This window comes from Lysobacter changpingensis (assembly GCF_017308985.1).
Taxonomy (GTDB): domain Bacteria; phylum Pseudomonadota; class Gammaproteobacteria; order Xanthomonadales; family Xanthomonadaceae; genus Lysobacter_J; species Lysobacter_J changpingensis.
In genome coordinates this window covers 20974-47407 of the sequence record NZ_JADWPE010000003.1, presented here as the reverse complement: position 1 = coordinate 47407, position 26434 = coordinate 20974, and the positions used below count along the sequence as shown (strand labels likewise).

13 protein-coding genes are annotated in these 26434 nt (G+C 69.4%); 10 read left to right on the top strand and 3 right to left on the bottom strand.

Going from position 1 to position 26434, the window contains the following annotated elements; translation table 11 throughout:
• Positions 1-55 precede the first annotated feature (55 nt).
• From I4U41_RS07175 to I4U41_RS07130, 10 genes are all read left to right on the top strand, one after another.
• Positions 56-2812, top strand: a complete 2757-nt coding sequence (locus I4U41_RS07175) for a TonB-dependent receptor (protein WP_206860472.1) — start codon at positions 56-58, stop codon at positions 2810-2812.
• On the top strand, positions 2812-4389 hold the full coding sequence (locus I4U41_RS07170; protein ID WP_206860471.1) for an exo-alpha-sialidase: 1578 nt from the start codon (positions 2812-2814) through the stop codon (positions 4387-4389). Before I4U41_RS07175 ends, I4U41_RS07170 begins: the two co-directional genes overlap by 1 nt.
• A 90-nt stretch (positions 4390-4479) precedes the next feature.
• Positions 4480-5196, top strand: coding sequence for a FadR/GntR family transcriptional regulator (locus I4U41_RS07165; protein WP_320415154.1), 717 nt, complete (start codon positions 4480-4482; stop codon positions 5194-5196).
• A 37-nt stretch (positions 5197-5233) separates the two neighbouring features.
• Positions 5234-5860 carry a 2-dehydro-3-deoxy-6-phosphogalactonate aldolase gene (locus I4U41_RS07160; protein WP_206860469.1) on the top strand — a complete coding sequence of 209 codons (627 nt, stop codon included), beginning with the start codon at positions 5234-5236 and terminating at the stop codon, positions 5858-5860.
• Positions 5861-5892: 32 nt separating this feature from the next.
• A complete protein-coding gene (dgoD, locus tag I4U41_RS07155) occupies positions 5893-7041 on the top strand; it encodes a galactonate dehydratase (protein ID WP_206860468.1) in 1149 nt (382 codons plus the stop codon).
• 5 nt (positions 7042-7046) lie between these two features.
• Positions 7047-7808 (top strand): SDR family NAD(P)-dependent oxidoreductase, encoded by a 762-nt coding sequence (locus I4U41_RS07150; protein ID WP_206860467.1) that lies wholly within the window; start codon positions 7047-7049, stop codon positions 7806-7808.
• Positions 7805-8710, top strand: coding sequence for an SMP-30/gluconolactonase/LRE family protein (locus tag I4U41_RS07145; protein WP_206860466.1), 906 nt, complete (start codon positions 7805-7807; stop codon positions 8708-8710). Before I4U41_RS07150 ends, I4U41_RS07145 begins: the two co-directional genes overlap by 4 nt.
• A 31-nt stretch (positions 8711-8741) precedes the next feature.
• Entirely contained in the window at positions 8742-10301 is a 1560-nt protein-coding gene (locus I4U41_RS07140; protein WP_206860465.1) for a sodium/sugar symporter, read from the top strand.
• Positions 10298-11332 carry a sialidase family protein gene (locus I4U41_RS07135; protein WP_206860464.1) on the top strand — a complete coding sequence of 345 codons (1035 nt, stop codon included), beginning with the start codon at positions 10298-10300 and terminating at the stop codon, positions 11330-11332. Before I4U41_RS07140 ends, I4U41_RS07135 begins: the two co-directional genes overlap by 4 nt.
• A gap of 243 nt (positions 11333-11575) precedes the next feature.
• Positions 11576-13201 (top strand): ABC-F family ATP-binding cassette domain-containing protein, encoded by a 1626-nt coding sequence (locus I4U41_RS07130; RefSeq protein WP_206860463.1) that lies wholly within the window; start codon positions 11576-11578, stop codon positions 13199-13201.
• A gap of 87 nt (positions 13202-13288) precedes the next feature.
• On the opposite strand, the gene I4U41_RS07125 is transcribed toward I4U41_RS07130, so the two are convergent.
• The 3 genes from I4U41_RS07125 to I4U41_RS07115 are packed head-to-tail and all read right to left on the bottom strand — an operon-like array spanning position 13289 to position 26113.
• Entirely contained in the window at positions 13289-14287 is a 999-nt protein-coding gene (locus tag I4U41_RS07125) for an OmpA family protein (protein ID WP_206860462.1), read from the bottom strand.
• Positions 14288-14297: 10 nt separating this feature from the next.
• A complete protein-coding gene (locus I4U41_RS07120) occupies positions 14298-17675 on the bottom strand; it encodes a hypothetical protein (protein WP_206860461.1) in 3378 nt (1125 codons plus the stop codon).
• A complete protein-coding gene (locus tag I4U41_RS07115) occupies positions 17672-26113 on the bottom strand; it encodes an SdrD B-like domain-containing protein (protein ID WP_206860460.1) in 8442 nt (2813 codons plus the stop codon). Before I4U41_RS07115 ends, I4U41_RS07120 begins: the two co-directional genes overlap by 4 nt.
• Positions 26114-26434 lie beyond the last annotated feature (321 nt).

Genomic DNA, 26434 nt, shown 5'->3' with positions numbered 1-26434 from the left:
CGCGCGGCCCCGTGGCCGCCGCGGACACCCACGCCATTCGTCCGGAGACGATCCCATGAACCGCCGCTTCCCACGTTCGCTGCTGTCGCTGTCGATCCTGTCCGCGCTGGTGCTGCCGCCGCTGGCGCACGCGCAGGACGCCACCACCGGCGCCGCCGACGCCACCGCCCAGCAGGCGCAACCGGCCTCGTCGCAGGAAGCGACCCAACTGGACACCGTCACGGTGACCGCGCTGCGCCAGAGCCTGGAAACCGCGCAGGCCCTCAAGCAGGACGCGGCCATGGTCGTGGATTCGATCGTCGCCGAGGACATCGGCAAGCTGCCCGACAACAGCGTCGCCGACGCTTTGCAGCGCGTCACCGGCGTGCAGATCGCGCAGGGCAACCAGGGCGAGACCACGAACGTCGTGATCCGCGGCCTGCCCAACGTCATCACCACGCTCAACGGCCGCGAGATCTTCTCCAGCTCCGGCCGTGGCTTCGCATTCCAGAACCTGCCGGCGACCGCGGTCAGGACGCTCAGCGTGTACAAGACATCCGAGGCCTCCCTCCCTCTCGGCGGCATTGCCGGTCTTGTGGACATCCAGCTGCGCCGTCCGTTCGATTTCGATGGCCGCGAGATCGCCGGCACCTATACCGCCACCCACAGCGAGTACGGCGGCAGCGTCGATCCGAACGCGAGCCTGATGCTCAGCGATCGCTGGGACACCGACGCCGGCGAGTTCGGCGCGCTGGTCAACTTCGGCTACCAGGCGAAGGAATACGCGTACGACGCGGTGTGGGGCGATTTCCCGAAGGTCGTCACCGACGGCACGGGCGAGCCGATCCGCACCGCCGACGGCAACCTGATCGCTGCGCCCAACGGCTGGGGCACCTCCTACAACGACGGCTACCGCGAGCGCGGCGCATTCAACTACGCGTTGCAGTGGAAGCCGCGCGAGGACACCGAGATCTACCTGGAAGGCCTGTACGACTGGGTGCGCGACAGCTATTCCAACGCGTTCTACTTCACCTTCCCGGTCGGCGTGGTGACGCCGTCGCAGCTCGGCGTGACCGGCCACTGCTATCCGAACCAGCTCGACGGCCCGCTGGCCGGGCAGACCATCTGCGATGCCTCCAACGGCGTGTGGACCGGCGACACGTACGCCGCGACCAGCACGCAGGCGCACAAGCAGCGCGGGCAGGACATCCAGAACGCGCTCGGCGTGAAGTGGGATGGCGACCAGCTGCACCTGTCCACCGAGTTCTCGCGCACGTCGGGTTACTACCGCGACGAGAACTTCATCATCGACACCTTCCTCTCCGGTCCGATCACCACCGTCTGGGAAGGCACCTCCGGCCGCCACCAGAACTGGTACCTGCAGGGCGATCCGGCGCTGGATCCCTCGCGCTTCTACCTCAACGGCCTGTTCCAGACCTGGGGCTATTCGTACGGCGAGGAGAACGCCTGGCGCGGCGACGGCCGTTTCGACTTCATCGAAGGTCCGATCGCGTCGCTGCAGTTCGGCCTGCGCTACGCCGACCGCAGCGCGCAGGCGAAGGGCTCCGTCGAGATCTCCACGCCGCCGCCGGGCGGCGCCGGCACCGGCAACATCACGGCCAATCCGAACCCGGACAACCAGGTCATCGCGCGCCTGCCGGGCATGGACTTCTTCTGCAGCAAGCGCGGCAACGACGCCCTGCACCAGAGCTGGCTGACGCCGTGCTACGACACGCTGATCGACAGCGCCGACTACCTGCGCCAGCTGTACGGCCTGGACCCGGGCCTGGCGGCGGAAAACCCCGGCCGCTTCTTCGACATCGGCGAGGAAAAGCTCGCCGGCTACCTGCAGGCGAAGTACGACACCGAGATGTTCGGCCTGCGCGTCGACGGCCTGGTCGGCGTGCGCGTGGAGCGCGTGGAGCGCGACCTCAACGCGTTCTCCTTCGATGCCTCCACCGGCGTCTACAGTCCGATCTCGCGCAACACCAAGGACACCAACACGCTGCCCAACGCCAGCATGAACCTGCACTTCAACGATGAGTGGCAGCTTCGACTGGTCGCGGCGAAGACGCTGAGCTATCCGGATTTCGGCGCGCTCAATCCGTCGATCTCGCTCAACCCGGGCACGATCAACCGCGCCGGCATCGCCTCGTCCGGCAACCCGGACCTGACGCCGATCGAGTCGATGAACTACGACGCGTCGCTGGAGTGGTACTTCTCGCCGGTGGGCTACACCAGCCTGGGCCTGTTCTATCGCGACATCGACGGCTACATCCAGAACTACGTCACCAACGTCGTCATCGGCGGCGAGGACTTCGAACTGTCGTCCCCGCAGAGCGCCGGCAGCGGCCACCTGCAGGGCGTCGAGTTCGCCTGGCAGCAGACCTTCGACTTCCTGCCCGGCGCGTGGAGCGGCCTGGGCGCGCAGTTCAACTACACCTACATCGACGGTTCGACGCGTTCGCCGGCCTTCATCGGCGGCCCGGAAATCGAACAGCCGCTGCAGAACGTGTCGAAGAACAACTACAACGCGGTGCTGTTCTACGAGAACTTCGGCATCTCGGCGCGCCTGGCCTACGGTTACCGCAGCCGCTACATCGACTTCTTCACCCAGCCCACCGTGGCCGGCAACGAAGACCAGGTCGAACCGGCCAGCTCGCTGGACTTCTCGGTCAGCTACGACGTGACGCCGCGCCAGACGGTCATCCTCTCGGCGACCAACCTGCTGGGCAACAACCTGCACCAGTTCTGGGGCGATGGCGACACGCGTCCGCGCGACATCCGCTTCCAGGACCGCACCATCGGCCTGGGCTACCGGTTCAAGCTGTGATGCGACGCGCGCCCTCCCCCGCGCTGGCTCTGCTCGCCGCGTCCGTGCTGCTGTGCACGGGCGCGGCGATGGCCGACGCGCCGGATGACGTGGTCGGGCAGAAGCTCGCGCCGGGCATCGGTTATGCGTCGGCGGTGAAGCTCGCGCACCAGTCGAACGCCGACGACAACGGCCGCCTGCTGCTGGTGTACGAGCCGTCCGGTCCGGGCAACGTGCCGCTGTTCGAAAGCCGCGACGATGGCGACAGTTTCAAGCGCATCGGCTCGGTCGACGAAACGGCGCATCGCGGCGACCGCTCCTGGGCCCTGCGCTGGCAGCCGCACCTGAGCGAACTGGCGCGCAGCAGCGGCGATCTTCCCGCAGGCACGCTGCTGCTGGCGGCGAACGCGATCCGTCGCGACGGCGACGAGCGCATCACCGACCAGGACCTGCAGCTCTACGCCAGCCGCGACGGCGGCAAGACGTGGACGTATCGCAGCAGCATCGTGAAGGGTGGCGGCCAGCCCTCGGACCGCTTGAACAAGGGCGTGTGGGAGCCGTACATCGTTGTGCTCGACGACGGCCGCATGGTGGTCTTCTACTCGACCGAACAGCACAAGGCACAGGGCTTCAACCAGTTGCTCGCGCATCGGGTGTCGACCGACGGCGGACGCACCTGGGGCAAGGAAGTCTTCGACGTCGCGCTTCCGGGCGGCGTGGAGCGTCCGGGCATGGCGATCGTCGAACGCATTCCCGGCCGCGGCTACGCGATGGTCTACGAGAACATCGACAACACCGGCGGCGCACGCAACGGCCAGGTGCACATCAAGTTCAGCCGCGACGGGCTGGACTGGGGCGACGCGGGCGATCGCGGCACGCCGATCCAGACCGCGTCCGGCGCGTATCCGTCCGCCTGCCCGACCATCCGCTGGTTGCCGGGCGAAACGCCCGACGGCGTGATCGTCGTCGCCGCGCAACGCGCCGGCGGTGGCGGCGACGCAGGCGGACGCACGTTCTACTGGAACGCCGACGGCGGTCGCGGCCCGTGGTGGGAAGCCGGCGCGCCGGTGCGCAAGCGCACGGGCAACATCCACGCGGGCTGGACGCAGGCGATGATTCCGCGCGACGACGGAACGCTGTTGCACGTCACCTCGTCCTCCACCGCGAACGCACCCGCGCCCGACGAGACCAACGAGATCCTGTTCGCGTCGGCGCCACTCGCGCTCAACCGCTATGAAGCCGAAGACGCCGTGCGTCGCGGCGGCGCGCAGATCGACAACGTGGACGCGTCGGCCTATCGCAAGGTACGCCTGGCCAGCGGCCCGGATGCGGCGCTGGCCTTCGACGTGGTCGTCGGCGAGGCCGGCCCGCGCGAGATCACCGTGCGCTTCGCCGACATCGGTTTCGCCGCCGCGCCGCGACTGCGCGTCAACGGCGATGCGGCGGCCGGCGGCGTCGAGCCCACCAGCGCCGAAGGCTGGCGCGAGGCGCGGTTCACCGCGCCGCTCAAGGCCGGGCACAACCGCATCGTCGTGTCGAACCCGGAACGCCCGCTGGATTACGACTACCTCGCGATCGGCGGGCCGGTGTCGCCATGAACCTCGAAGCGGTACGTGCAACCGAACTCATGCTATACCCCTATTGTCGGATAATAGGAGCGACGCCGGATGCGTCGCGGAGGGGGACCAGTGAGACAGATCGCGGTACGGAACCTGCACAACCAGGTCATCCAGGAAATCGGCCGGATGATCGTGAGCGGCGAGATCAAGCCGGGCGAACTGCTGCCGCGCGAGGAAGCGCTGGCGCAGCGCATGGCAGTCAGCCGCACGGCACTGCGCGAGGCGCTGAAGGTGCTCGGTTCCAAGGGCTTGATCGAGACCAGGCAGAAAACCGGCTCGCGCGTGCGCGACACGCGCTACTGGAACCAGCTCGACGCGGACATCCTGGCGTGGCGCTGCGCGTCGATGCCGACGGAGGACTTCGTCGAGAAGCTGGTGGAGATGCGCGAGATCATCGAACCGGCTGCCGCAGCCGCGGCGGCGCGCAAGCGCACGCCGGAGCAGCTGGCGCGCATCAAGGCCGCGTACGAGGCGATGGCGGCGGCGCAGGATCTCGACGCCTGGGCGAAGGCCGACCTGGAATTCCACGAGTGCGTGCTCGACGCGGCCAACAACGAGCTGATGGGCTCGCTGTTCTCGGTGATCGACACGGCGCTGGGCGCGTACTTCCTGCTGTCGGCGAAGACCGCGGTGGATTTCAAGTATTCGCTGCCGCGGCATTTCGCGGTGTACGACGCGATCCGGCTGAAACGGCCCGAATCCGCGCGCGAGGCGATGCACGGCATGATCGTGGACTCGCGCGCGAACATCAAACGACGAGGGCGCGCGCGCAAGACGGCTCGCTAGCCCGGGACACGCAACCCCACACATCGACGGAGTGCGCATGAGCACCGCCTGGCTGCAACCCCTTCCCCTGGTTGCGATCCTGCGGGGGCTCACCCCGCAGGACGCGTTGCCGGTGGGAACCGCGCTGTTCGACGCCGGTTTCCGCGCACTCGAAGTTCCGCTCAACTCGCCGCAGCCGCTGGAGAGCATCGCGTTGCTCGCGCGCGAGTTCGGCGACCGCGCCCTCGTCGGCGCCGGCACCGTGCTCACGCCCGACCAGGTGTCGCAGGTGAAGGACGCCGGCGGAAAACTCATCGTCATGCCGCACGGCGACACGACCGTGGTCCGCGCCGCGAAGGTCGCCGGCATGGTCTGCACCCCGGGCGTGGCGACGCCGACCGAAGCTTTCGCCGCGCTCGCCGCGGGCGCCGATGCGCTGAAGCTTTTTCCCGCCGAACAACTCCCGCCCTCCGTGTTGAAGGCATGGTCGAGCGTGCTGCCCAAGGGCACCGCGCTGCTGCCCGTGGGCGGCATCACGCCCGACAACATGGCGCCCTACCGCAAGGCCGGCGCGGCCGGCTTCGGCATCGGCTCGGCGCTGTATTCGCCGGGCATCGACGCGAACGAAGTCGCGCGTCGCGCACGCGCCTTCGTCGATGGCTGGAATTCCATCAACCGCACCTGACCGACGCAAGCAACGAGCACGGACCCCCACGCATGAAGATCACCGCCATCACCACTTTCCTCGTGCCGCCGCGCTGGTGTTTCGTGCGCATCGACACCGACGCCGGCATTACCGGCTGGGGAGAGCCCATCGTCGAAGGTCGCGCGCACACCGTCGCCGCCGCCGTGGACGAGCTGTCCGATTACCTGATCGGCAAGGACCCGCGTTTCATCGAGGACCACTGGAACGTCATGTACCGCGGCGGTTTCTACCGCGGCGGCCCGATCCTGATGAGCGCCCTGGCCGGCATCGACCAGGCGCTGTGGGACATCCACGGAAAGGCGCTCGGCGTGCCGGTGCACGCGTTGCTCGGCGGCCAGGTGCGCGATCGCATCCGCGTGTATTCGTGGATCGGCGGCGACCGTCCCGCCGAAACCGCACGCGCCGCGAAGGACGCCGTCGCGCGCGGCTTCAGCGCGGTCAAGATGAACGCCACCGAGGAAGTGCAGTTCGTCGACACGCACGAGAAGGTCTCGCGCGTGCTTGAAAACGTGCAGGCCGTGCGCGATGCCGTCGGCCGCGAAGTCGGCCTCGCGGTGGATTTCCACGGCCGCGTGCACAAGCCGATGGCGAAGGTCCTGATGCGCGAACTGGCGCCGTTCGGCCTGATGTTCATCGAGGAGCCGGTACTGTCCGAACACCTGGAATGCATCCCGGAACTCGCAGCGCTCTCCCCTGCCCCGATTGCGCTGGGCGAGCGGCTGTATTCGCGGTACGACTTCAAGCGCGTGCTGCAGACCGGCGGCGTGGACATCATCCAGCCCGATCCCTCGCATTCGGGCGGCATCACCGAAACCCGCAAGATCGCCGCGATGGCCGAAGCCTTCGACGTCGCGCTCGCGCTGCACTGCCCGCTGGGTCCGATCGCGCTGGCCGCGAACCTGCAGCTGGATGCGGTCTGCTACAACGCTTTCATCCAGGAACAGAGCCTGGGCATCCATTACAACGCGAACAACGACCTGCTCGATTACCTCACCGATCGCGCGCCGTTCGCCTACGAAGGCGGCTACGTCGCGATCCCGCAGGGCCCGGGCCTGGGCATCGAGATCAACCAGGACTACGTGAACGAACGCGCCGCCGAAGGCCACCGCTGGCGCAATCCGATCTGGCGCCACGCCGACGGCAGCGTGGCGGAGTGGTGAGCACCATGACGATGGCGACCTACCCCAGCCTCGCGGGCCGCGCGGTCCTGATCACCGGCGGCGCAACCGGCATCGGCGCGGGCTTCGTCGAGCATTTCGCGCGACAGGGCGCACGCGTCGCCTTCCTCGACATCGACGATGAAGGCGCGCGCGCACTGATCGATGCGTTGGCGGACGTCGAACACGCGCCCGTGTACCTGCGCTGCGACGTCACCGACCTCGACGCGCTGCACGGCGCGATCACGCACGCGCGCGAACGCATCGGCCGCATCGGCGTGCTGGTCAACAACGCGGCGAACGACGTGCGCCACGCCTTCGGCAGCACCACGCCGGCGGACTTCGAACGCAACATCGCCGTGAACCTGCGCCATCAGTACTTCGCGACGCAGGCGGTCGTGGACGACATGCGCGCGCTCGGCGGCGGCTCGGTGATCTGCCTGGGCTCGACCGGCTGGATGATCAAGAACGCGGGCTACCCGATGTACGCGATGGCGAAATCCGCCGTGCACGGACTGGTGAACGGACTGGCGCGCGAACTCGGCCGCGACCGCATCCGCATCAACGCGCTCGTGCCGGGCTGGGTGATCACCGAGAAGCAGCAGCGCCTGTGGCTCGACGCCGAAGGCGAGGCGCAGATCGCGCGTTCGCAGTGCCTGCCGGGCCATCTGAAGGCGGAGGACCTGGCGCGCATGGCGCTGTTCCTCGCCGCCGACGACAGCCGCATGTGCACCGGCCAGGACTTCATCGTCGACGGAGGCTGGGTTTGAACAGCGGCGTCCGCGTCGCGGTGCAGGCGGGCAACCGGCTCGGCGAAGGCGTCGTGTGGTGCGACCGCGCGCAGGCGCTGTACTGGACCGACATCCACGCCTCGATGCTGTGGCGCTACGTGCCCGCCGACGGGACGGTGCGCAGCTGGCCGATGCCGGAGCGCCTGGCGTCGTTCGCGTTGTGCGTCGCCGATGGCTGGCTGCTGCTCGCACTGGCCTCGCGGCTTGCGTTCTTCAATACGGTCAGCGGCGAGGTCCGCGACATCCGCACGCTTCCCATCGCACCGGACACGCGCGCGAACGACGGCGCCTGCGACCGCCAGGGACGTTTCGTCTTCGGCACCTTGCACGAACCCGCGCAGGGGCCGAAACAGGCGGTCGGTACGTTCCTGCGACTCGACGCGGACCTTCAGCTGCACGAGTTGCCGCTGCCGCGCGTCGCCATCGCCAACTCGGTCGCCTTCAGTCCCGACGGCGCCACGATGTACTTCTGCGATTCGCTGCAGAAGAAGATCCTGCGCTGCGAGTATGGCGATGAGGTCGGCAGCGTCTCGACCTTCGTCGATCTCACCGCGCTGGAAGGCGGCGAGCCCGACGGCTCGTGCGTCGACCGCGAAGGCGGCGTGTGGAACGCGCAATGGGGCGCGTCGCGCGTCGTGCGCTATCGCACCGATGGCGTGGAGGATCGCGTCGTCGCGATGCCCACCGTGCAGCCCACGCGCCCCGCGTTCGGCGGCCCGGCACTGTCCACGCTGTACGTCACCAGTGCGCACGACGGCCTGACCGACGTTGCGCGCTCCATCGATCGCCATGCCGGCGACGTGTTCGCGTTCGAGCCCGGCCTCAAAGGCCTGCGCGAGCCGCGTTTCGCCGGCGACCCCGATGCCGCGCCGCGTCGCTGACGCCGCGCCCCACCCTGCGGAGATTTAGCGGATGAGCCTTTCCCCCCTCGACGTCGGCATCGTGCTGGCCTACCTCGCAGGCATCTTCGTGCTGGCGCAGTGGGTCTCGCGCGAGAAAGGCGGGCACCAGAAATCGGCGCAGGACTACTTCCTCGCCAGCCGCGCCCTGCCCTGGTGGGCGATCGGCGCGTCGCTGATCGCGGCGAACATTTCCGCCGAACAGATCATCGGCATGTCCGGCTCGGGCTATGCGATCGGCCTTGCCATCGCGTCGTACGAATGGATGGGCGCGGTGACGCTGCTGATCGTCGGCAAGTGGTTCCTGCCGATCTTCCTGCGCAACCAGGTCACGACGATGCCGCAGTTCCTGGAGGAACGGTACGGCAACCGCATCCGCACGCTGATGGCGGTGTTCTGGCTGGGGCTGTACGTGTTCGTGAACCTGACCTCGATCCTGTGGCTGGGTTCGATCGCGGTGTCGCAGGTCGCCGGCCTCGACCAGACGGTGGCGCTGGTGCTGCTGGGCCTGTTCGCCCTCGCCTACCAGCTGTATGGCGGACTCAAGGCCGTGGCGCTGACCGACATCGTGCAGGTCACGCTGCTGGTGCTGGGCGGATTGCTGGTCACCGGCATCACGCTCGGGCAGATCGGCAACGGCAGCATCGTCGCGGGCTTCCACACGCTGTGGACCACGCATCCGGCGAAGTTCGAGATGATCCTCGACCCGTCCAACCCCTTCTACAAGGACCTGCCGGGCCTGTCGGTGCTGCTGGGCGGCTTGTGGATCGCGAACCTGAGCTACTGGGGCTTCAACCAGTACATCATCCAGCGCGCACTGGCCGCCAAGGACATCCGCGAGGCGCAGAAGGGCGTGGTGTTCGCCGCGTTCCTGAAGCTGCTGATGCCGGTGATCGTGGTGCTGCCGGGCATCGCCGCGGTGATGCTGGCGCCGTCGCTGGAACGCCCCGACGCGGCGTATCCCACGATGATGCGCCTGCTGCCCAGCGGCGTGCTGGGGCTGGTGTTCGCCGCGCTGGTGGCGGCGATCGTCGCCTCGCTCGCATCGAAGATCAATTCGGTCGCGACGATCTTCACCCTCGACTTCTACGCCAAGCGCAACACGCAGGCCTCGCAGCCGAAGCTGGTGCGCGTGGGCCGCATCACCGCCGCCGTGTCGATCATCGTCGCCGTGCTCACCGCGCGTCCGCTGCTGGGCAGCTTCGACCAGGGCTTCCAGTACATCCAGGAGTTCACCGGCTTCTTCACGCCGGGCATCGTGGTGATCTTCCTGCAGGGCCTGTTCTGGAAGCGCGCGAACGAGGCCGGCGCGCTCGCCGCCGCGATCGGCTCGTTCGTGCTGTCGCTGGTGTTGAAGCTGTTGTGGCCGGACCTGCCCTTCATGGACCGCATCGGCATCGTGTTCCTGCTGTCGTTCGTGCTCGCGACGGTGGTCGCGCTGATGACGCCCGCCAGCGGCGCGCGCGACCGCATCCGCACCGACGACGTGAGCTATGCGTCGGCGCCGTCGTTCAACGTCGCGTCGCTCGCGGTGCTGGCGATCCTCGTCGCGCTGTACGCGACGTTCTGGTGATCATGATGATGCGCACGCTGCGCCGCACCCTGCTGGCACTCGCCGTCCTCGCCTTCGCGCCCTGCGCGACGGCGACGGTGAAGTGGACCGAAACCGCCACCGTCGCCGAAAGCAGGGCTGCATGGGGCCGGCTCGCACGCCTTCACGACGGCCGCTGGCTCGCGGTGACCACGCGCTTCCACGACGATGCGCCGAGCACGCTGGCGATCTCCGTGAGCGACGCGCGCGGTCGCGAATGGACGCCGCTGTCGAGCGTCGCCGAGCCGGGCCGGAAGATCGACAACGGCGAACTGTTCGTGCTGCCGGGCGGGCGCGTGCTGCTCGGCATGCGTTCGCTGATCGACGGCGAGTCGTACCGCCTCAACGTGCACGCCAGCGACGACGACGGCCGGACCTGGCGTTTCCTGAGCACGATCGACCGCAACGAAGACCCGCGCGGACGCAAGGATCGCGGCGTGTGGGAGCCGGTGTTCACGCAGCTCGCGGACGGCGCGCTGTCGGTGCTGTACGCCGACGAGACGCTCGCCGACGGCACGCCGTCGTACAACCAGGTCGTGTCGCAGCGGCTCTCGCGCGATGGCGGCAGGACCTGGGGCGCGAAGTCGATCCTCGTGAAGGAACCCGGCGGTGGCAAGCTGCGTCCCGGCATGCCGGTGATGTCGCGCATGCGGGACGGCCGCTACCTGCTCGTGTTCGAGACCTGTGGCGACGACCCGCAATGCCCCGTGTCGACGAAGACGTCGAAGGACGGCGTCACCTGGCCCGAAGGCCTGGGCACGCCGCTCGCCGGCCAGCGTTGCGGCCCGCAGCTGACGACCACCACGCGCGGCACCGTGTTCGTCACCTCGTGCCAGAACGAAGTCACCTTCAGCGACGACGATGGCGCGACCTGGCAGCGCGTGACGCAGCCCGCCTGGCCGTTCGGCTTCCGTCATACGTGGCCGGCGGTGTACCAGTTCGGTCCCGACGAGATCGGCGTGATCAACGGCGTGCCCGGCGGCGGCGTGAAGATCCGCTTCGGCACGTTCTGATGGCGCGGCCCGGCGATGCAGCCGGGCCGGCTGAACGGATCGGCCCTCCACACGCGACAATCCGCTCCAGGCGGCCGATAATGCGCGCCCTGCCACGCGCGTTCGCGACGGCAGCACGGAGATCCCCACGCGTCATGTGATCGCACGACCCCTTTCGCAGAACCCGTAGCCGGTCGACGCGCCCGCGTCCACCGCCGTTCTGATCGCCGCGCGGAACCGTCCGCCGGCCGATGGAGGTCGCCCATGACGCACGCGCACGTTCGCGTTTCCAATCTCTGCTTCGCCTGGCCGGATGGCACGCCGGTCTTCGACCATCTCGCTTTCACGCTCGGCGCCGGGCGAACCGGCCTGGTCGCGCCCAATGGCGCGGGCAAGAGCACGCTGCTGCGCCTGCTCGCGGGCGAGCTCGCGCCCGCGTCGGGCACGATCGAGCTGTCCGGCACCGTCGGTCATCTGCCGCAGCAACTGATGCTTTCCGGCGAACTGCGCGTGTGCGAGGTGCTGGGCGTGGCGAAGCGGCTCGACGCGCTCGCCGCGATCGCTTCTGGTGCCGTGGAGCCGCAGCTGTTCGACATCGTCGGCGACGACTGGGATCTGGAGGAGCGCACGCGCACATCGCTGGCGCGACTCGGGCTCGATCACCTCTCGCTCGATCGCCGCCTGCACACGCTCAGCGGCGGCGAGACGATGGCGCTCGCGCTGGCCGCACAACAGTTGCGCGCGCCGCGCATCCTGCTGCTGGACGAGCCGTCGAACCATCTCGATGCACGGGCGCGCGAACGCCTGTACCAGGCGATCGAGGCGTGGGACGGGTGCCTGATCGTCGCCAGCCACGATCGCGAACTGCTGGAACGCATGGACCGCATCGCCGCGCTGGAGACATCGGAGCTGTCGTTGTATGGCGGCGGCTTCGGTTTCTACGACGAGGCCGTGCGCGTGGAAGCCGAAGCGGCACAACGCGACGTGCGCCAGCTTCGCCAGGCAGTGAAGCGCGAGCAGCGCGAACGCCAGCAGGCGCGCGAGCGCAACGAACGACGCACCGCCAATGCGAACCGCAACGCGCCCGATGCGGGACTCGCGCGCATCGTCGCGGGCAATCGCAAGCGTGCCGCGCAGGTATCGGCCGCGCGCTCCGACGAAATCCACGCGGACCGCATGGCGGATGCCGGCGAACGCCTCGCGACGGCGCGACGTTCGCTGCGCGAGGAACCGGATCTGTCCATCGAGCTTCCCGCCACGCAGGTTCCGTCCACGCGCCTGATGTTCTCCGGGCAGGGATTGCAGGTGATGCACGACGGCCGTGCGCTGTTCGCCGGCGACGGCATCGATCTGCATATCCGCGGTCCCGAGCGCATCGCCATCGAAGGGGCGAACGGCTCGGGAAAGACGACGCTCGCGCGGCTGATCAGCGGCGACCTCGCGCCGCACGCCGGCCGCGTGCGACGCAGCGAAGGGCGCGTCGCGCTGCTTTCGCAACGGCTGGAGGCGCTGGATGCGTTCGATGGCGCGGGCACGCTGAGCGCCTGCTTCGCCGCATGCACGCCGCAGCTGGGCGAAGTCGAACGCGCGAACCTGCTCGCGCGGTGGCTGTTCCGTGGCGCGCAGATGCACCTGCCCATCGCCGCGCTGTCGGGCGGACAACGGTTGCGCGCCTCGCTCGCCTGCCTGCTGCACGCCTCGCCCGCGCCTCAGTTGCTGGTACTCGACGAGCCGACGAACAACCTCGACCTGTGGGCTTCACGCGAGCTCGAACGCGCGTTGCGGGGCTATCGCGGCGCGCTGGTGGTGATCAGCCATGACGCGGCGTTCCTGGAGGCGTTGGGGCTTACGCGGCGACTGGTGTTGCGCGATGGGGTGCTGGTGGCGTGATGCCGGTGTGCCCGGAGGTTGCGGGCCTGGGTCCCGGCCTTCGCCGGGACGACGGGTGGATGATGCCTTGAGGTGATGGCGCGCGGATCAGCGATCCGCGCCCGGCGCCCTCACCGCTTCCAGCTTCACTTCGACGCGACGGTTCGGCAGCAGGCACTCGTGCAGCGCGGCCCGATCGCGGAGGCCTTCGCACGACTGCACCTGCTCGGTGTCGCCCCGGTATTCATAGGCGATCAGCGCCGGATCCACGCCCTGTCCGACCAGATACGCCTTCACCGTTTCGGCACGGTCGCGCGACAGCGACTGGTTGTAGTCGAAGCCACGACCCTGCATGCGATCGGCGTGGCCGACCAGGCGCACGGCGGCGATCGACAGACCTTCCTCGCGCACGCGCCCGAGCGCGCGATCGACGGTGCCGAGCGAATGCTCGCGCACGTCGGCCAGGCCGCGACGGTCGAACTCGAACAGCACGTTCGCCGTCAGCTGCACCGGGACCGGCGGCGCGACGCCGCCGCAGGTGCGCGCCATCGCCTCGGCATCGGCCACCCTGTCCTCGGCGATCTGGATGTACGGCTTCGCGTGGCGCCACTGCTGCTGGTTGTATTCGTTGCCGGCGTGGACGAGTTCGACTTCGCCGCACGCCACCGCCTGCTGCGCACACGCGAAACCCGGGGTGCCGTGGATCGCGCCCAGGAGCTTCCACAGGTCCTCGCGCACGCGCGCGGCGCCGTTCACCAGCGGCGTTCCGGTCGGGATCGGCGACACGCCCTGCTCCATCGCGACGATCAGCTTCTCCGACTCGGCCAATGCTTCCTGCGGGAAATCGCTGCGATCGTTGCGCGTGTACTCGTGGAACGACACGTCGAGCCAGCACTGCGCCTTCGACAGTGCATAGTCGCGCACGGGACGCCCCGCGTCGTTGAGCGCCTGGATGCGGTCCTGCGTCTGCTGGTAGGTCGTGTGGTCGCTGTAGATCGCCTCGTCGCTGATGCGCGCCTGCTGCGGCGTCAGTTCGGCGGCGTGCGCCAGGCCCGTGAGCGCGAGCGTCAGCGCGGCCACGGTGAGTGCGTTGGTGTGCTGGGTCATGGCCTTCATCTCAATGCTGGGGTTCGCGGTAACGGCGGTCCTCGCGGCGGAACAGGTCCTCGTCGAACTTGAACCGCAGGCGCAGGAACAGGCCTTCCTGTGTGTATTCGTATCCGCTCAGATCGTCGTCGCCGCGGAAGCCGCTCCAGTTGTAGCCGGCCGACAGCCACAGGTTCTGGCGCAGCAGGCGACCGACTTCGAAGCCGGCGGCGTACTGGTTAGCGCCGTCCTGCCCTCGGAACGACGCGGCGAGCACGCCGACGTCCCACTTCTCGGTGATGTCGTACACCGCGCGGCCGGAGACGAGCACGCCGCGGAAACGGCTTTCCACGCGCTGGCCGTCGGCGTAGATGAACTCGTCGCGCTGCCACTTCGCGGCGACGCGGCCGGTCAGCCACCACGGACGCGACGGATGCCAGTCCGCATGCGTGCTGACGATGTGCGCCGCCACGCGCAGGTCCTGCCCGCCGTCGCCCGAACTCGCGCTGCCGGTCACCAGCCCGCTTTCGTCCTTCTCCAGCTTGTACTCGTAGCGGGCGAGCGCGTTGACGCGGTTGCGATCGGTATCGCGATACGCCACGCCGAGCTGGAACCGGTCCTGCAACACATCGCCACGCGCGGCGTAATCCGTGCGCAGCAGGTAATTGCGGGCGAGCAGCGTCCAGTCGCGATTGAGCTTGCGCGCGGCCATCAGTTGCACCAGCGTGGTGTCGAAACGCTCGTCGGTGTCGGTTTCGCGGACGTCGCCGGAGATGCGGTGCTCCACGCGCGCCGCACCGCGCCACAGCGGATTGGCGCTGTAATCCAGCGCGAACGCCAGGCCGGTCGCGTCGCCGGTCTGCCCGTCGTAGACCTTCACGTGTTCGGCCGAACTGCTCAGGCGCAGGCCTTCGCGGATGTCCCACTGGTTGCGGATGCCCGACGCGGCCTGCAGGTCGCGGCCGGAGATCGCATCGCGCATGCGGTATTCGGTGAACGCCTGCGTGTCCCGCAGGTAGCTGCTGTCCACGCCGAGCACCAGCGCATCGCTTTCGCCATGCGCCTGCGCGATGCCGTACTCGCTGGTCAGGCCGGTCTGCTTCTCGTAGCGGCCATACAGTCGCGTGCGTTCGCGCCACTGGTAATCGGCGCCGAGCGCGACGCGGTTGCGATCCTCGCCGCGCACGTCCTGCTCGGCTTCACCGCCGATGACGATGCGGTCGGTGACTTTGTAACCGGCGCCGAGGCGCACCGTGTCCGACGACAGTTCCGTGCCCACCGGCAGGTCGCTCGTCGGCACCGTGCCGTTGCTGCGGATCACCGGCAGGCCGCTCAGCGGATCCAGCGGCTGCTGGCCGTAACCGAGCGCACCGCCTCCCGCGCCGGTCGCATAACCGCCGCTCAGTCCGCCTGTGTCGCCGAACGGCATCTGGCTCGACCACGTCGAATACGCGCCCACGGTTTCGCGGATCGCGCGATAACCGCCGTCCAGCGTGAGCCGTTCGGTCGCCTGGTAGCGCACGCCGGCGCCGGCCGCATCGCGTTCGCCGCCGTCGGGGTTGCGGTCCTCGCTGCGCAGCGCCTCGACGTACAGCTCGGTGCGCTCGCCCGCGCGGTACGTCGCCTCGGCGTTGTATTCGCCACGGCCGCCGTACAAGGGCGATGCCGCATTGTTGAACGCCGGATCGGTCTGCGCCGCGAACACGCGCGCGTCGAACGCCTCGCCCGTGTGCGCGAACTCCAGGCGGTACGCATCGCCTTCGACCTCACCGCTCAGGTCCTGCAGCGCGGGCGTCGAGTACTGGTTGATCGGGTTGGTGTTGACGTCGCTGCGCGTACGCGCGGCTTCCAGCGCAAGATACGTGTTCTTGCCCAGACGGACGCCGACGTTCGCGCTGCCCATCTCGAACGACGCGAATGGATTGCGGTCGTCGACGTAGCTGCCGCCGATCTCGAAGCGGTCGGTGATGCGGACCTGCCCGTCGGCGCCGACGACCCAGAACTTCTCCGTGCCCTGGTCGAGCTCGTACGTCACGCGCAGCGACACCGGATTGAGCCCGCTGTCGAACGACGGCAGGAACTGGTTGAGCAGGATGCGTCCGGAGAACGGCTCGAAGCTGTAATCGACCAAACGCGCGAGCGGACGCACGGAAACGATGCGCGAAGGCTGGTTGCGATCGCGCACGATCACTTCCACGCGCTCGCTGCCTTCCAGCACGGCGTTGTTGCTCAGGCCGTACGGGCCGCTGCCCTGGCTCGGCAACTCGTCGATGACCTGGCGCAGCGAGTCCTCGATCGCGAACACGTTGGTGCGCGCGCGATCGTTCTCGTAATGCCAGCCCAGGCCGGTGGCCGTGCGGTTGTACGTGCCCAGGCTGCGTTGCGGGATCGCACCGCCGCGCGTGCCGACGCCGGTCGTGTTGGCCAGGCCGTCGCCGGTCTGGAAATCGCCGTACAGCAGGTAGCTGCGCTTGTTGTCGATGCGCACGTACAGGCGCTCGGCCGAACGCGCATCGAAGCCGCGCAGCGACGAATCGCCGTACACCGGATAGAACTCCTCCGGATCGATGTCGCGCAGCAGGCGGCCACGCACGTCCTTGTCCGAATCGTAGGCCGCGGTGAGCAGGTACTCGCCCTTGATACGACCCTTGACGAAGAACGCGGTGCGCGCGGCGGCGTTCGCCTTGCCGTTGTTGAACTGCTTTTCCCAGCGGCGGATGTCGCGCTCGAAACCGTCGTCGCTGCGCACCGGATCGATGACGCTGTTGCGGTCGCGCTTGAAGTTGACGATGCCTTCGATCAGGCCCGTCGCGATCATCTCGCGCATTTCCGGGAGGAAGCTCACCACGCCTTCGGCCGTTTCGCCGCCGGCGGTGATGCGCAGCAGCACGTCCTGCGGATCGTGTGGCGCGAGCAGGTCGAACTCGGCGACGCCGTCGACCACGCGCAGCTGCACGCCGGGCGTCGCGCGGTCGGCGTCCAGGTGCGCGGGACCGAGTTCATCGGTGCGCGCGCCGGGCAGCTTCACGCGTCCGCCGGAATGTTCGATCGTCGCGAAGCTTTCGCCACGCAGCGGTTCGCCGGCGTTGCCACGGATGCGCACGGTGACGTGCACCGGCGACTGGCCGTCGGCCGGCACGCCGTCGCGATCGAGCTCCACTTCGACCAGCGCGGCTTGCGCGTTGACGGCGTAGTCGACGTCACCGGATGCGACGGCGGTGACGCGCGGCGGCGCATCGGTGGCCTGCGGCGCGCGCGGATACAGCGCTTCCGCTTCGCCCAGCACCGGCGTGAAGCGGCCCGGCTGCCCGACGGTCTGGGCGAAGGCCGGCAACGCCAGCAGCGCGCAGGCGAGCGTGGTCATGCGCAGCTTCGGTGCGCGCGGATGTTGCATGCGTGCACGGCTCATGGCTGCGCCTCCGGGTTGCGCGCGTCACTCGTGGTCGGTGGCTCCGTCGATCGCGGTTCGACGATGCGCGGCGTCTGCTTCGACGAATCCGTGCCCTGTTGCGGCCAGCGCGGCGACTTGCTGTCGAAACGCAGCGGCTTCTGGTCGGTTTCGGTTTCCGGCGCGCGCACCTCGCCCTGCGTGCGACGTGCCTTCACCTGTTCGAGCACCGGGTTGGAGCAGCTGCCCTCGATGAAGTCGGCGCGATGCAGCTCGCCGTTCTTCAGGTCGATGAAAAGGCTGTCCGCGTCGCCGAGGTTGCGGTTGCTGCTGGTGGTCAGGCGCGCGCCGACCGGCAAGGTCGAGCCGTCGACCTTGAGCGTGTGGCTCTTCGGCGGCAGGCCGCAGTAGCTGTATTTGCCTTCCGAATCCGACACCATCCAGGTGCCGTCCTCGAAATACATGCGCACGCCCGGCACGCCCAGTTCCTCGCGGTCCTGCACGTGGTTGTTGTTGCAGTCCACGAACACCTTGCCGAGCACGCAGCCTTCTTCGGTGAACACGCCGCCGGTGACGCGCACGCGGTACTCGGCGCGGTTCGATGCCACGGCGCCCGCGCGCGGCTGCAGCGAGTTCGCATCGACGCAACCGCCGGCGATGTTGCAGCCGTGCGCCTGCGCGCGGTTGATGCCGTCGCCCTGCTGGCTGCCGACGCCAACGCGCACGCGGTAGTTCAGGACGATCTGCTCGCCCAGGCGGATGCCGCCGGCCTGGAACGACAGCAGCGGGCCGGGCTTGCCGAGCGGTTCGGGGATCGCCGCCGCGTTCGCGCGCGCCGTGCCTTCGATGTAGGTGAAGCCCGGCGGCAGGCGGTCGAGCACGTTCACCGACGCCAGCGCGTTGCCCGCGGTCTGGCGGATGGTGATCGTGTACAGCAGCGTGTCGCCGACCTCGACCGTCTGGCGGTCGCCGGTCTTGCTGATCGCCAGGCCCGGCGCGACGGCCGGATCGAGCGGGATGTGGTTGTGGATGATCCCCGCGGTGCCGGAACCGCCGACCAGCGTCAGGTAGTAACGCGTCGCATCGCCCACCGCGCCCGACGGCGGCGTGGACTGCGGCTGCACCGGGTACGTGGTGCCCACCCCGCCCGGCGGCGCGAGCGTGCCCGACTGCGGCGCGATCATCTGCGACTGGAAGGTGTAGCCCGACGGCGGCGTGACGGTGAGGCGGAATTCGCAGCTCGCCGGCGCGGCCGGGCCGAACAGGAACTGGTAGAAGCCGTCGTTTCCGACGGTCATCGAGACGCGGTTGCCTTCGACCTCGTACCCGCCCGCGGCCACGTTGAGCAGCGCGGTTTCGGGATCGAACGCCGGGCACACGCCCGCCGGTTCCAGCGTCACCACCGAGTTCGGCACCGGATCGCGCGTCACCGCGTCGTAGACGACGCCGCTCGGATCGATCGGCAGGCTCTGCTGCGGCAGGTTCTCGCCGGAGACCAGCACCACCTCCAGCTGGCTCACGCCGCCGGCGGTGTTGCGGCACGAGGACGCGTGATGGTTCGCCAGCGCGCCGGCGGTGTCGCACTTGGCGACCGGGCCGCGCGCGGTTTCGCCGGTGACGGGGAAGCCCCACAGCGCGCCGGAATCCGGATCGCGGAAGCGCACGTTCCAGCGCACGCCCGGCACGAGGTCGGCCACGCGATAGCTGCCGTCGGCGGCGGTGGTGGTCGTGGCGACGACGCGACCGCTCGCCGGATCGACGACTTCCACCGTCCAGCCCTTCAGGCGGCGATCGCCGCCGTCGAGCCGCACGTCGTCATCGCCGATGTCGAACCACACCGTGCCCGACAGCGAGGCCGCGGCCTGCACCGGCGTTTCGATGCGGCAGGCGTTCTGCGAGATCGCCGGATCGCACACCGGCAGCTTCGAACCGTCGCCTTCGAACGCCGCGCGCTCGGCGGCGGTCGGCACGTGCTGCGCGTCCTCGCCACCGCCCTGCACGATCACCGCGTTGCGGATCGGCGAAGCCGCCGCCGCGCTGGCGGAGACCTTCACCGGCACGGTGATCGCGTCGCCCAGCGTCGCGCCCGAGGCGATCGGCGCGCGGTTCACGCAGCGCAGGCGCGATTCGCCCGCCTTGCCCGTGCACGTCCAGCCGTTGCCCGTCGGCGTCGCCGACAGTGTCACGCCGGTCGGCAGGCGATCCTCGACCGCGTATTCGCCGACGGTCGTCTTCGGGCCGATGTTGCGCACGCGGATCGAGTACGTCGCGGTGTTGTTGACCGTGAAGCGCTCGGGCGTGGCGGACTTGGTGACGACCAGGTCGGGCGAATCGGCGACTTCGCCGAAGTTGTTTTCGATGGAATCCTGACCGGCGGCGACGGCAATGGCCGAGATCGCGGACGGCACGACGGTCTTCGCCGTCGCCGTGCCCACGCTCGCGCCGTTGATCGTGCCCGCGGTGGTGATGCCGTTGGTGCTGCCCGGCGGCTGCGTCGGTTCGGTCACCACGTACGTGCCCGGGCGCAGGTTGGGGAACGCGTAGCGGCCGTCGGCGTCGGTGGCGACGGTGACGTTCACGGCGTTGCCGAGTTCGTCCGTGCCGGTCAGCACGAGGTCGATGCCGGCGATGCCGACTTCGTCCGCGGCGTCGATCACGCCGTTGTCGTTGTTGTCGTAGAACACGCGGCCGGCGATGGACGCGCCGCGCTGCACCGGCGTTTCGATGCGGCACGCGTTGTGCGCGATGGCCGGATCGCACACCGGCAGCGTGTCGACGTTGCCGGCGAACGCGTCCTCCTCGGCCTGCGTCGGCGCGCGCGCCGGCGTCTCGCCACCGCCGCGCACGATCACCGCGTTGACGATCGGCGACGCGGCGGCTGCGGCGGCGGACACCTCGACCGGCACCGCGATGTCGGCTGGATGCGTGGTGCCCTGCGCGAGGACTACCGTGCTGGTGCAGCGGAAGCGGTTCGCGCCGACGGCGCCAACGCAGGTCCAGCCCGTGCCGACCGGCGTGGCGGCGAGCGTCACGCCGGTCGGCAGTCGGTCCTCGACCTCGTACTCGCCGGCGGTCGGCGCGTTGCCGGCGTTGCGCACGCGAACGGTGTAGGCGCTTTCGGTGCCGACGGTGAACGTCCCCGGCGTCGCCGACTTGCTCACGCGCAGGTCCGGCGAATCGGCGATCTCGCCGAAGTTGTTCTCGACCGAACTCTGTTCCGGCGCGAGCACGATGCCGGCGATCGCCGACGGCACGACCGTGCGACCGGTCGCCGTGCCCATCGGCACGCCGCCGATGTTGCCCGGCGTGGTGAGGCCGTTGGTGGTGTTCGCCGGCTGCGTCGGCTCGGTCACCGTGTAAGTGCCGGGGCGCACGTCGAGGAAGGCGTACGCGCCGTTCGCGTCGGTGACCGTGGTCAGGCTGACCGGACGGCCGTCGTCGGCGTTGCCGGTGAGCGTGATGGTCACGCCCGCGATGCCGGTTTCGCCCGCATCGATGCGGCCGTCGTCGTCGTGGTCGTGGTACACGCGACCGCTGACGGAGGCCGGCTGGATCTCGCCGAAGTTGTAGCCGGTCGCGGCCTGGTTCACGCCCAGCGCGATGGCGTTGATGGTCGAGGGCACGACCGCCGGTGCGCTCGGCGTACCGGCCGCGGAACCTGCGACCGTGCGGCCGTTGAGCGTGCCGGTCGGCTGCGTGGGTTCGGTGACGGTGTAGTTGCCCGCGACGAGACCGGTGAACGAATACGTGCCGTCTGGACCGGTGGTCGTGGTGAGGTTCACCGGCGCGCCGGTCTGGTCGGTGCCGGTGAGCACGACCGACACGTTCGCGATGCCGGTTTCGCCCGCGTCGACGACGCCGTCGTTATCGACGTCCAGCCACACGCGGCCGGCGATGGACGCGCCGTTCGCCGCTTCGCCGAAGTTGAACTCGGTGCCGCTGGCGCCGGAGGACAGATCGATCTGCGCGATGCGGTCGGTGGTCGGCGCATCGGGCGCGACGCCGGTGCCGACGACGCAGCCGCTGGTGCAGGCCGCGCCGTTGATCAGGCCCGGATTCACCGCGCCCGGACGGTTGACGAAGCTGCCCGCCGGCAGCGGCTCGCGCAGCGTGTAGGGGATCGTCGGGTCGAGGTCGGTGAACTGGTAGAAGCCCGACGCGTTGGTGGTCCGGGTCGCGATCACCGCGCCCGTCGTCGCGTTGAGCAGCTCGACGGTCGCGCCGGCGATCGGCGTGTCCACGCCGGGATTGCGCACGTCGTCGAAGTTGTCGTCGGAGTAGACGAAGCCCGACAGGCTCGGTCGGCGCACTTCCGGGAAGTGGTAGCGCTGGCCCGTGTCCTCCGCGCCCACCACCACGGCGGTGTAGGCCGAGTTCGGCGCGCCGGCGTCGTAGGTGCCGCCCAGCGACGGCGCGCTGGCGCCCGACGCCGGCGGATTCACCGGGCCGTTGACGTAACCGGTCGGCTGCGTCTGGGTGATGGTGTAGCCGGTCGCATTCGACGGCGCGAGATTGGCGAAGCGGTAGTTGCCGCTGGCGTCGGTCGTGGTCGTGCGGTTGACCGCGTTGCCGTAGGCATCGGTGCCGGTGAGGCGGATGGTCACGTTCGCCACGCGCGGTTCGCCGGTGGCGGCCTGCGGCGTGCCGCCATTGGTGCCGTCGCGCTGGCGGTCCTCGAACACGGTGCCGGCGAGCGAGGAACTGGTGATGTCCAGCCGCACGGTCACGCTGTCGTTGGACGGATCCGGATCGACCTGTTCGCTGTCCACGCTCGCGCGGTTGTTGCTGGTGTTGCCCGCGGGCACGTTGTCCCAGCGCGCCGGCACGAGGATGCGCACGCGGCCGGCTTCGGACGGATCGAAGGTGACGTCGCCCAGGTTGCAGGTCACCACGTTGCCCGACCGCGTGCACTGGCCGGTGCCGTTGGGCTCCTGGCCACCGGCGTTGACGCCGCGCTTGCGCCAGGTGATCGGACCGGTGATTGCCACGCCGGCCGGCAGCGTATCGGTGACGACCGTGCCGGTGCCGTTCAACGGATTGGAGCCGCCACGGTCCAGCGACAGGCTCGAACCCGGGCCCTCGTTCACCACGTCGATGACGTAGAAGAACGGCTGCAGGATCGACACCTTCGTCACCGTCGCGGGCAGCGGGACGTTCGGGTCCTGGTCGGCGGTGAGCACCATCGTCTTGCTCACGGCGACGTCGGCGCGCGAGCGGATCGAGGTGTTCTCGCCCTCGCTGTTGTTGCCCGGCTGCGTGTCGGCTTCGTCGGAGCTGGCGACGGCGGCGCTGGTGATGGTGTCACCGGTGGCGCCCGGCGGCGTGTCGTAGCGGAAGCGCAGGAAGACCGTGCTGGTCTGGCCCACGCCGACCACGCCGTCGAGGTTGGTGCCGAAGCCGGCGCCCGGCATCACGCAGTCCAGTTCCAGCGGCGCGCCCGTGGTCGGATTGCTGCCGCCGACGACACTGCAGCGCGACGGAGATTCGATCGCGCCATCGGGCGTGAGCGAGGTGCCGAGGAACGTGACCGTGCGCCCCGGCAACGGCGTGATCGTCTCGCGGATGCGCACGTTGTTGGCGACCGACGGACCCTGGTTGGTCACGCTCGTGCGATAGCTGATGACGTTCGCCGACGGCGTGTTCGGGTCGTAACCCAGCGGGTCCTGCCCGCTGGGGCCGAAGCCGGTGTCGACCTGGTTGGTCAGCAGGTCCACCGCGTTCGCCTGGAAGGTGAGCGTGGCGGTCTTCTCGTCGTCGGCGGCGGTGTCGACGGCGTTGTAGTCGAATTCGCCCAGGCCGTCGGTGCCGGTCGACGCGCCGGTGAAGGTGAAATCGGCGACGTTGTCGAAACGACGGCCCGCGCTGCCGCCCGGCTGGTTGTTCGGACGGATGGTGATGGTGACGCTTTCGCCGACGCCGCTGCCCATGTCGAGCGCGGGGCACGTCACGGTGACGGTGCCCGACGAGCCGGACGTCGAATACGAATCGCCGCCCGCCGCGCCGACCACGGTCACGCCCGGTCCGGCCGCGACGGAACACGCGGTTTCGCCGTTGCCCCCGGTGGTGCGGTGCGCGCCGATCATCACGAAGCCGGCGTCGTTCGCCGCCAGCGTGAACACGTCGCGGAACACCACGCCCACCGCGGTGGACGGACCCTGGTTGTCGTAGTCGATGCGGTAGACGCTCTCCACGCCTTCGCGGCCGAGCGCGCCGCTGGTGATTTCCTTCTCCAGCGTTCGCACGTTCGCCATGCGCGGGATGCGGACCCAGTCGGACGCCGAGTTGTTGGTCGTGTCGACCTCGCCCACCGCGCCCTCGATGGCCGCGTCCACGCCCACGCCGGCCCGGCCACAGCGGATGCCGCTGAGCGTGCCGCCCGCGCAGGTCGTCGGGCCCTGGTTCGCGCTGTCGTTGAGCGGACCGGTCACGTGCACGACCAGCGCGACCGACGCACCGGGCACCAGCACGGTGTTGTTCGAACGGCACTGCACGCTGCCATTGCCATCGACGTTGCAGTTCCAGCCGGACGGCGCATCGACGCTCGCGCTGGAGGTGCCGGAGATGAAACCCGGAATCTGGTCGTTGACGACCACGCCGGCGGTCCCGTTCGGGCCGTCGTTGGTGACGGTGAGCGTGAAGTCCACGCCGGTGTAGCCCAGCGGCAGCGTGTTGTCGGTGTTGCCCAGGCCGTTGGTCTGCCTGGTGATGCGAAGGTCGGCGCGTTCGGTGGTCGTGCGCACGCCGGCGCCGGTGCAGTCGTTGGCGGTGTTGCCGTCGACGTCGATGCCGTTGCCGGTCAGCGGTTCGGCCGTGCCGCCGCTGCCGCCGGTGCACGCGTTGTTGATCAGGTCGCCCGCGGCACGGGCGCGCGTGACGATGGTGAGCGCGGGCGCGAGCGGATTGCCGCCGCCGTCGGCGACGGCCAGCGGCAACGTCCCCGGATCGAGCGAGCACAGCACGGTCTGCCGCGTCGACACTCCGGTGTACGGCGGCGCGGTACAGGTCCACGGGCCGCTGGAGGACAGGAACTCCTCGCCCGCCGCGAGTTGATCGGCGACCTGCACCTGTCCCGTCGCCGGACGCGGGCCGAGGTTGCGCACGCGGATCGTCGAGGTCATGCGGCTGTCGCTGTCGTCGCCGCTGCCGCTCCACGTGGTGACGATGCCCGGCGACTTGGTCTTGCTCGCCAGTTCCAGGTCCGCGCCGTCGGCGAGCACGGTGAAGGTCACGCTGTCGGTGTTGTTGGCCGCCACCGGATCGGCGGTGCCGCTGGCGATCGTCGCGGTGTTGGTCTGGTCGCCGCTGCTGCCCTGCCCGGTCGACGGCACCATCGCCTCGATGGTGAAGGTGTCGCTTTCGCCGGCGGCATAGCTGCCCGCATGCGTGCAGGTGCGCGCGGTCTGGTCGACGGTCGTGGTGCAGGTCCAGCCGGCGGGCTGGGTGCCGCCGGTGATCAGGAACCCCGCCGGCATCGTGTCGGTGAGGCTCACGTCCGCCGCGACGCTCGGGCCGCGGTTGAGCGCGGTGAGGGTGAAGGTGATCGGCTGTCCGCCGGTTGCCGGCGTCGGCGATGCGGACTTGGTGATCTCCATGTCCGCGCCCGGCACGACGGTCGCGCCGACGTCGTCGGTGTTGTTGGCGATGATCGGATCGGGCGTGGCGCCCGCGTGCACCGCCGCGCTGTTGACGACGGTGCCGCCGGCGGCGGTCACGCGCGCGCGGAACTGGTAGCTCGCGCTCGCGCCGACCGCCAGCGTGCCGGGATGGGTCGCGTTCGCGCCGTCGAAGTTCCAGCCCGAACCGGTCGCCGGGCCGACGAAGGTCGCGCCGCTGGGCAGCGTGTCGACCACGTTGAAGCCGCTGCTCGCGCTGGGACCGTTGTTGCGCACGGTCAGCGTGTAGGTGATCAGCGCGCCGGCCACGACCGGATCGACGTCGGCGGTCTTGGTCAGCTGCAGATCGCCCGCCGTGGTGAGCGTGGTGGTCTGGCTTTCGCGGTTGTTGTCGACGTTGGTGTCGCTGATGAAGGGCGCGCCGAGCTCCGGCACCTTCACCGACGCCGGCGGCGCCTCGCCGCTGCCGACCGCGCCGTCGATCGAGATCGTCCCGACCGGCATGCCCTGCGTGCTCACCTGCAGCTGGAAGCTCACCGCGTTGCCGCCGCCGAGCGTGCCGAGCACGTCGCCGTGGCTGCACACCACGCGCGTGGCCTCGCCCGCATCGACCGAGCAGAACGCCGGCAGGTTCACCGCCGTGCTTCCGGCCGGCAGGTCGAACACGCTGCGCACGTTGCCGGCGGTGTCGCCGGCGATGTTCTCCAGCGTGACGCTGTAGGTCACCACGCTGCCGGCCGGCGAAGGATCGGAACCGTCGTCGGAGAGGTTCGTCAGCTGCAGGTCGACCGCCCACGCCAGCGGCGACCACGACGCGAGCAGCGCCGCGCAGGCCAGTGCGCGCATGAAACGGCGCGTACGGCCGCGCGCATTCGTCGCGTCGGCTTTTTCGAGCGTGCACAACCTCTCCCCGCACGCGAAGCGGCGGGCGGAACGGACCGGATCCATGCGTAATCCCCTGGTTTGTCGCAGCGCCGGCATTCGGCCGGCCTGTCTGCTCAGCTCACGGCGTGGCCATGCGGCGGCCCGGTGAACGGGCGCGTTCGCTGCAAGGGATGTGCCAGGAAAAGCGGATCTGGAACGCGACGCGAGGTCGCCATGCAGGCATGGCCGACTCCGCCGGTCGCTGAGCGGGCGGCACTGTAACTGTGACGCAGCGCACGCTCA

What these genes read in the sequence shown, in the direction of transcription:
- I4U41_RS07175 (WP_206860472.1), top strand. Translation starts at nt 56, where the DNA reads ATGAACCGCCGCTTCCCACGTTCGCTGCTGTCGCTGTCGATCCTGTCC.
- I4U41_RS07170 (WP_206860471.1), top strand. Translation starts at nt 2,812, where the DNA reads ATGCGACGCGCGCCCTCCCCCGCGCTGGCTCTGCTCGCCGCGTCCGTG.
- I4U41_RS07160 (WP_206860469.1), top strand. Translation starts at nt 5,234, where the DNA reads ATGAGCACCGCCTGGCTGCAACCCCTTCCCCTGGTTGCGATCCTGCGG.
- dgoD (WP_206860468.1), top strand. Translation starts at nt 5,893, where the DNA reads ATGAAGATCACCGCCATCACCACTTTCCTCGTGCCGCCGCGCTGGTGT.
- I4U41_RS07150 (WP_206860467.1), top strand. Translation starts at nt 7,047, where the DNA reads ATGACGATGGCGACCTACCCCAGCCTCGCGGGCCGCGCGGTCCTGATC.
- I4U41_RS07140 (WP_206860465.1), top strand. Translation starts at nt 8,742, where the DNA reads ATGAGCCTTTCCCCCCTCGACGTCGGCATCGTGCTGGCCTACCTCGCA.
- I4U41_RS07130 (WP_206860463.1), top strand. Translation starts at nt 11,576, where the DNA reads ATGACGCACGCGCACGTTCGCGTTTCCAATCTCTGCTTCGCCTGGCCG.
- I4U41_RS07125 (WP_206860462.1), bottom strand. Translation starts at nt 14,287, where the DNA reads ATGACCCAGCACACCAACGCACTCACCGTGGCCGCGCTGACGCTCGCG.
- I4U41_RS07120 (WP_206860461.1), bottom strand. Translation starts at nt 17,675, where the DNA reads ATGAGCCGTGCACGCATGCAACATCCGCGCGCACCGAAGCTGCGCATG.
- I4U41_RS07115 (WP_206860460.1), bottom strand. Translation starts at nt 26,113, where the DNA reads ATGCGCGCACTGGCCTGCGCGGCGCTGCTCGCGTCGTGGTCGCCGCTG.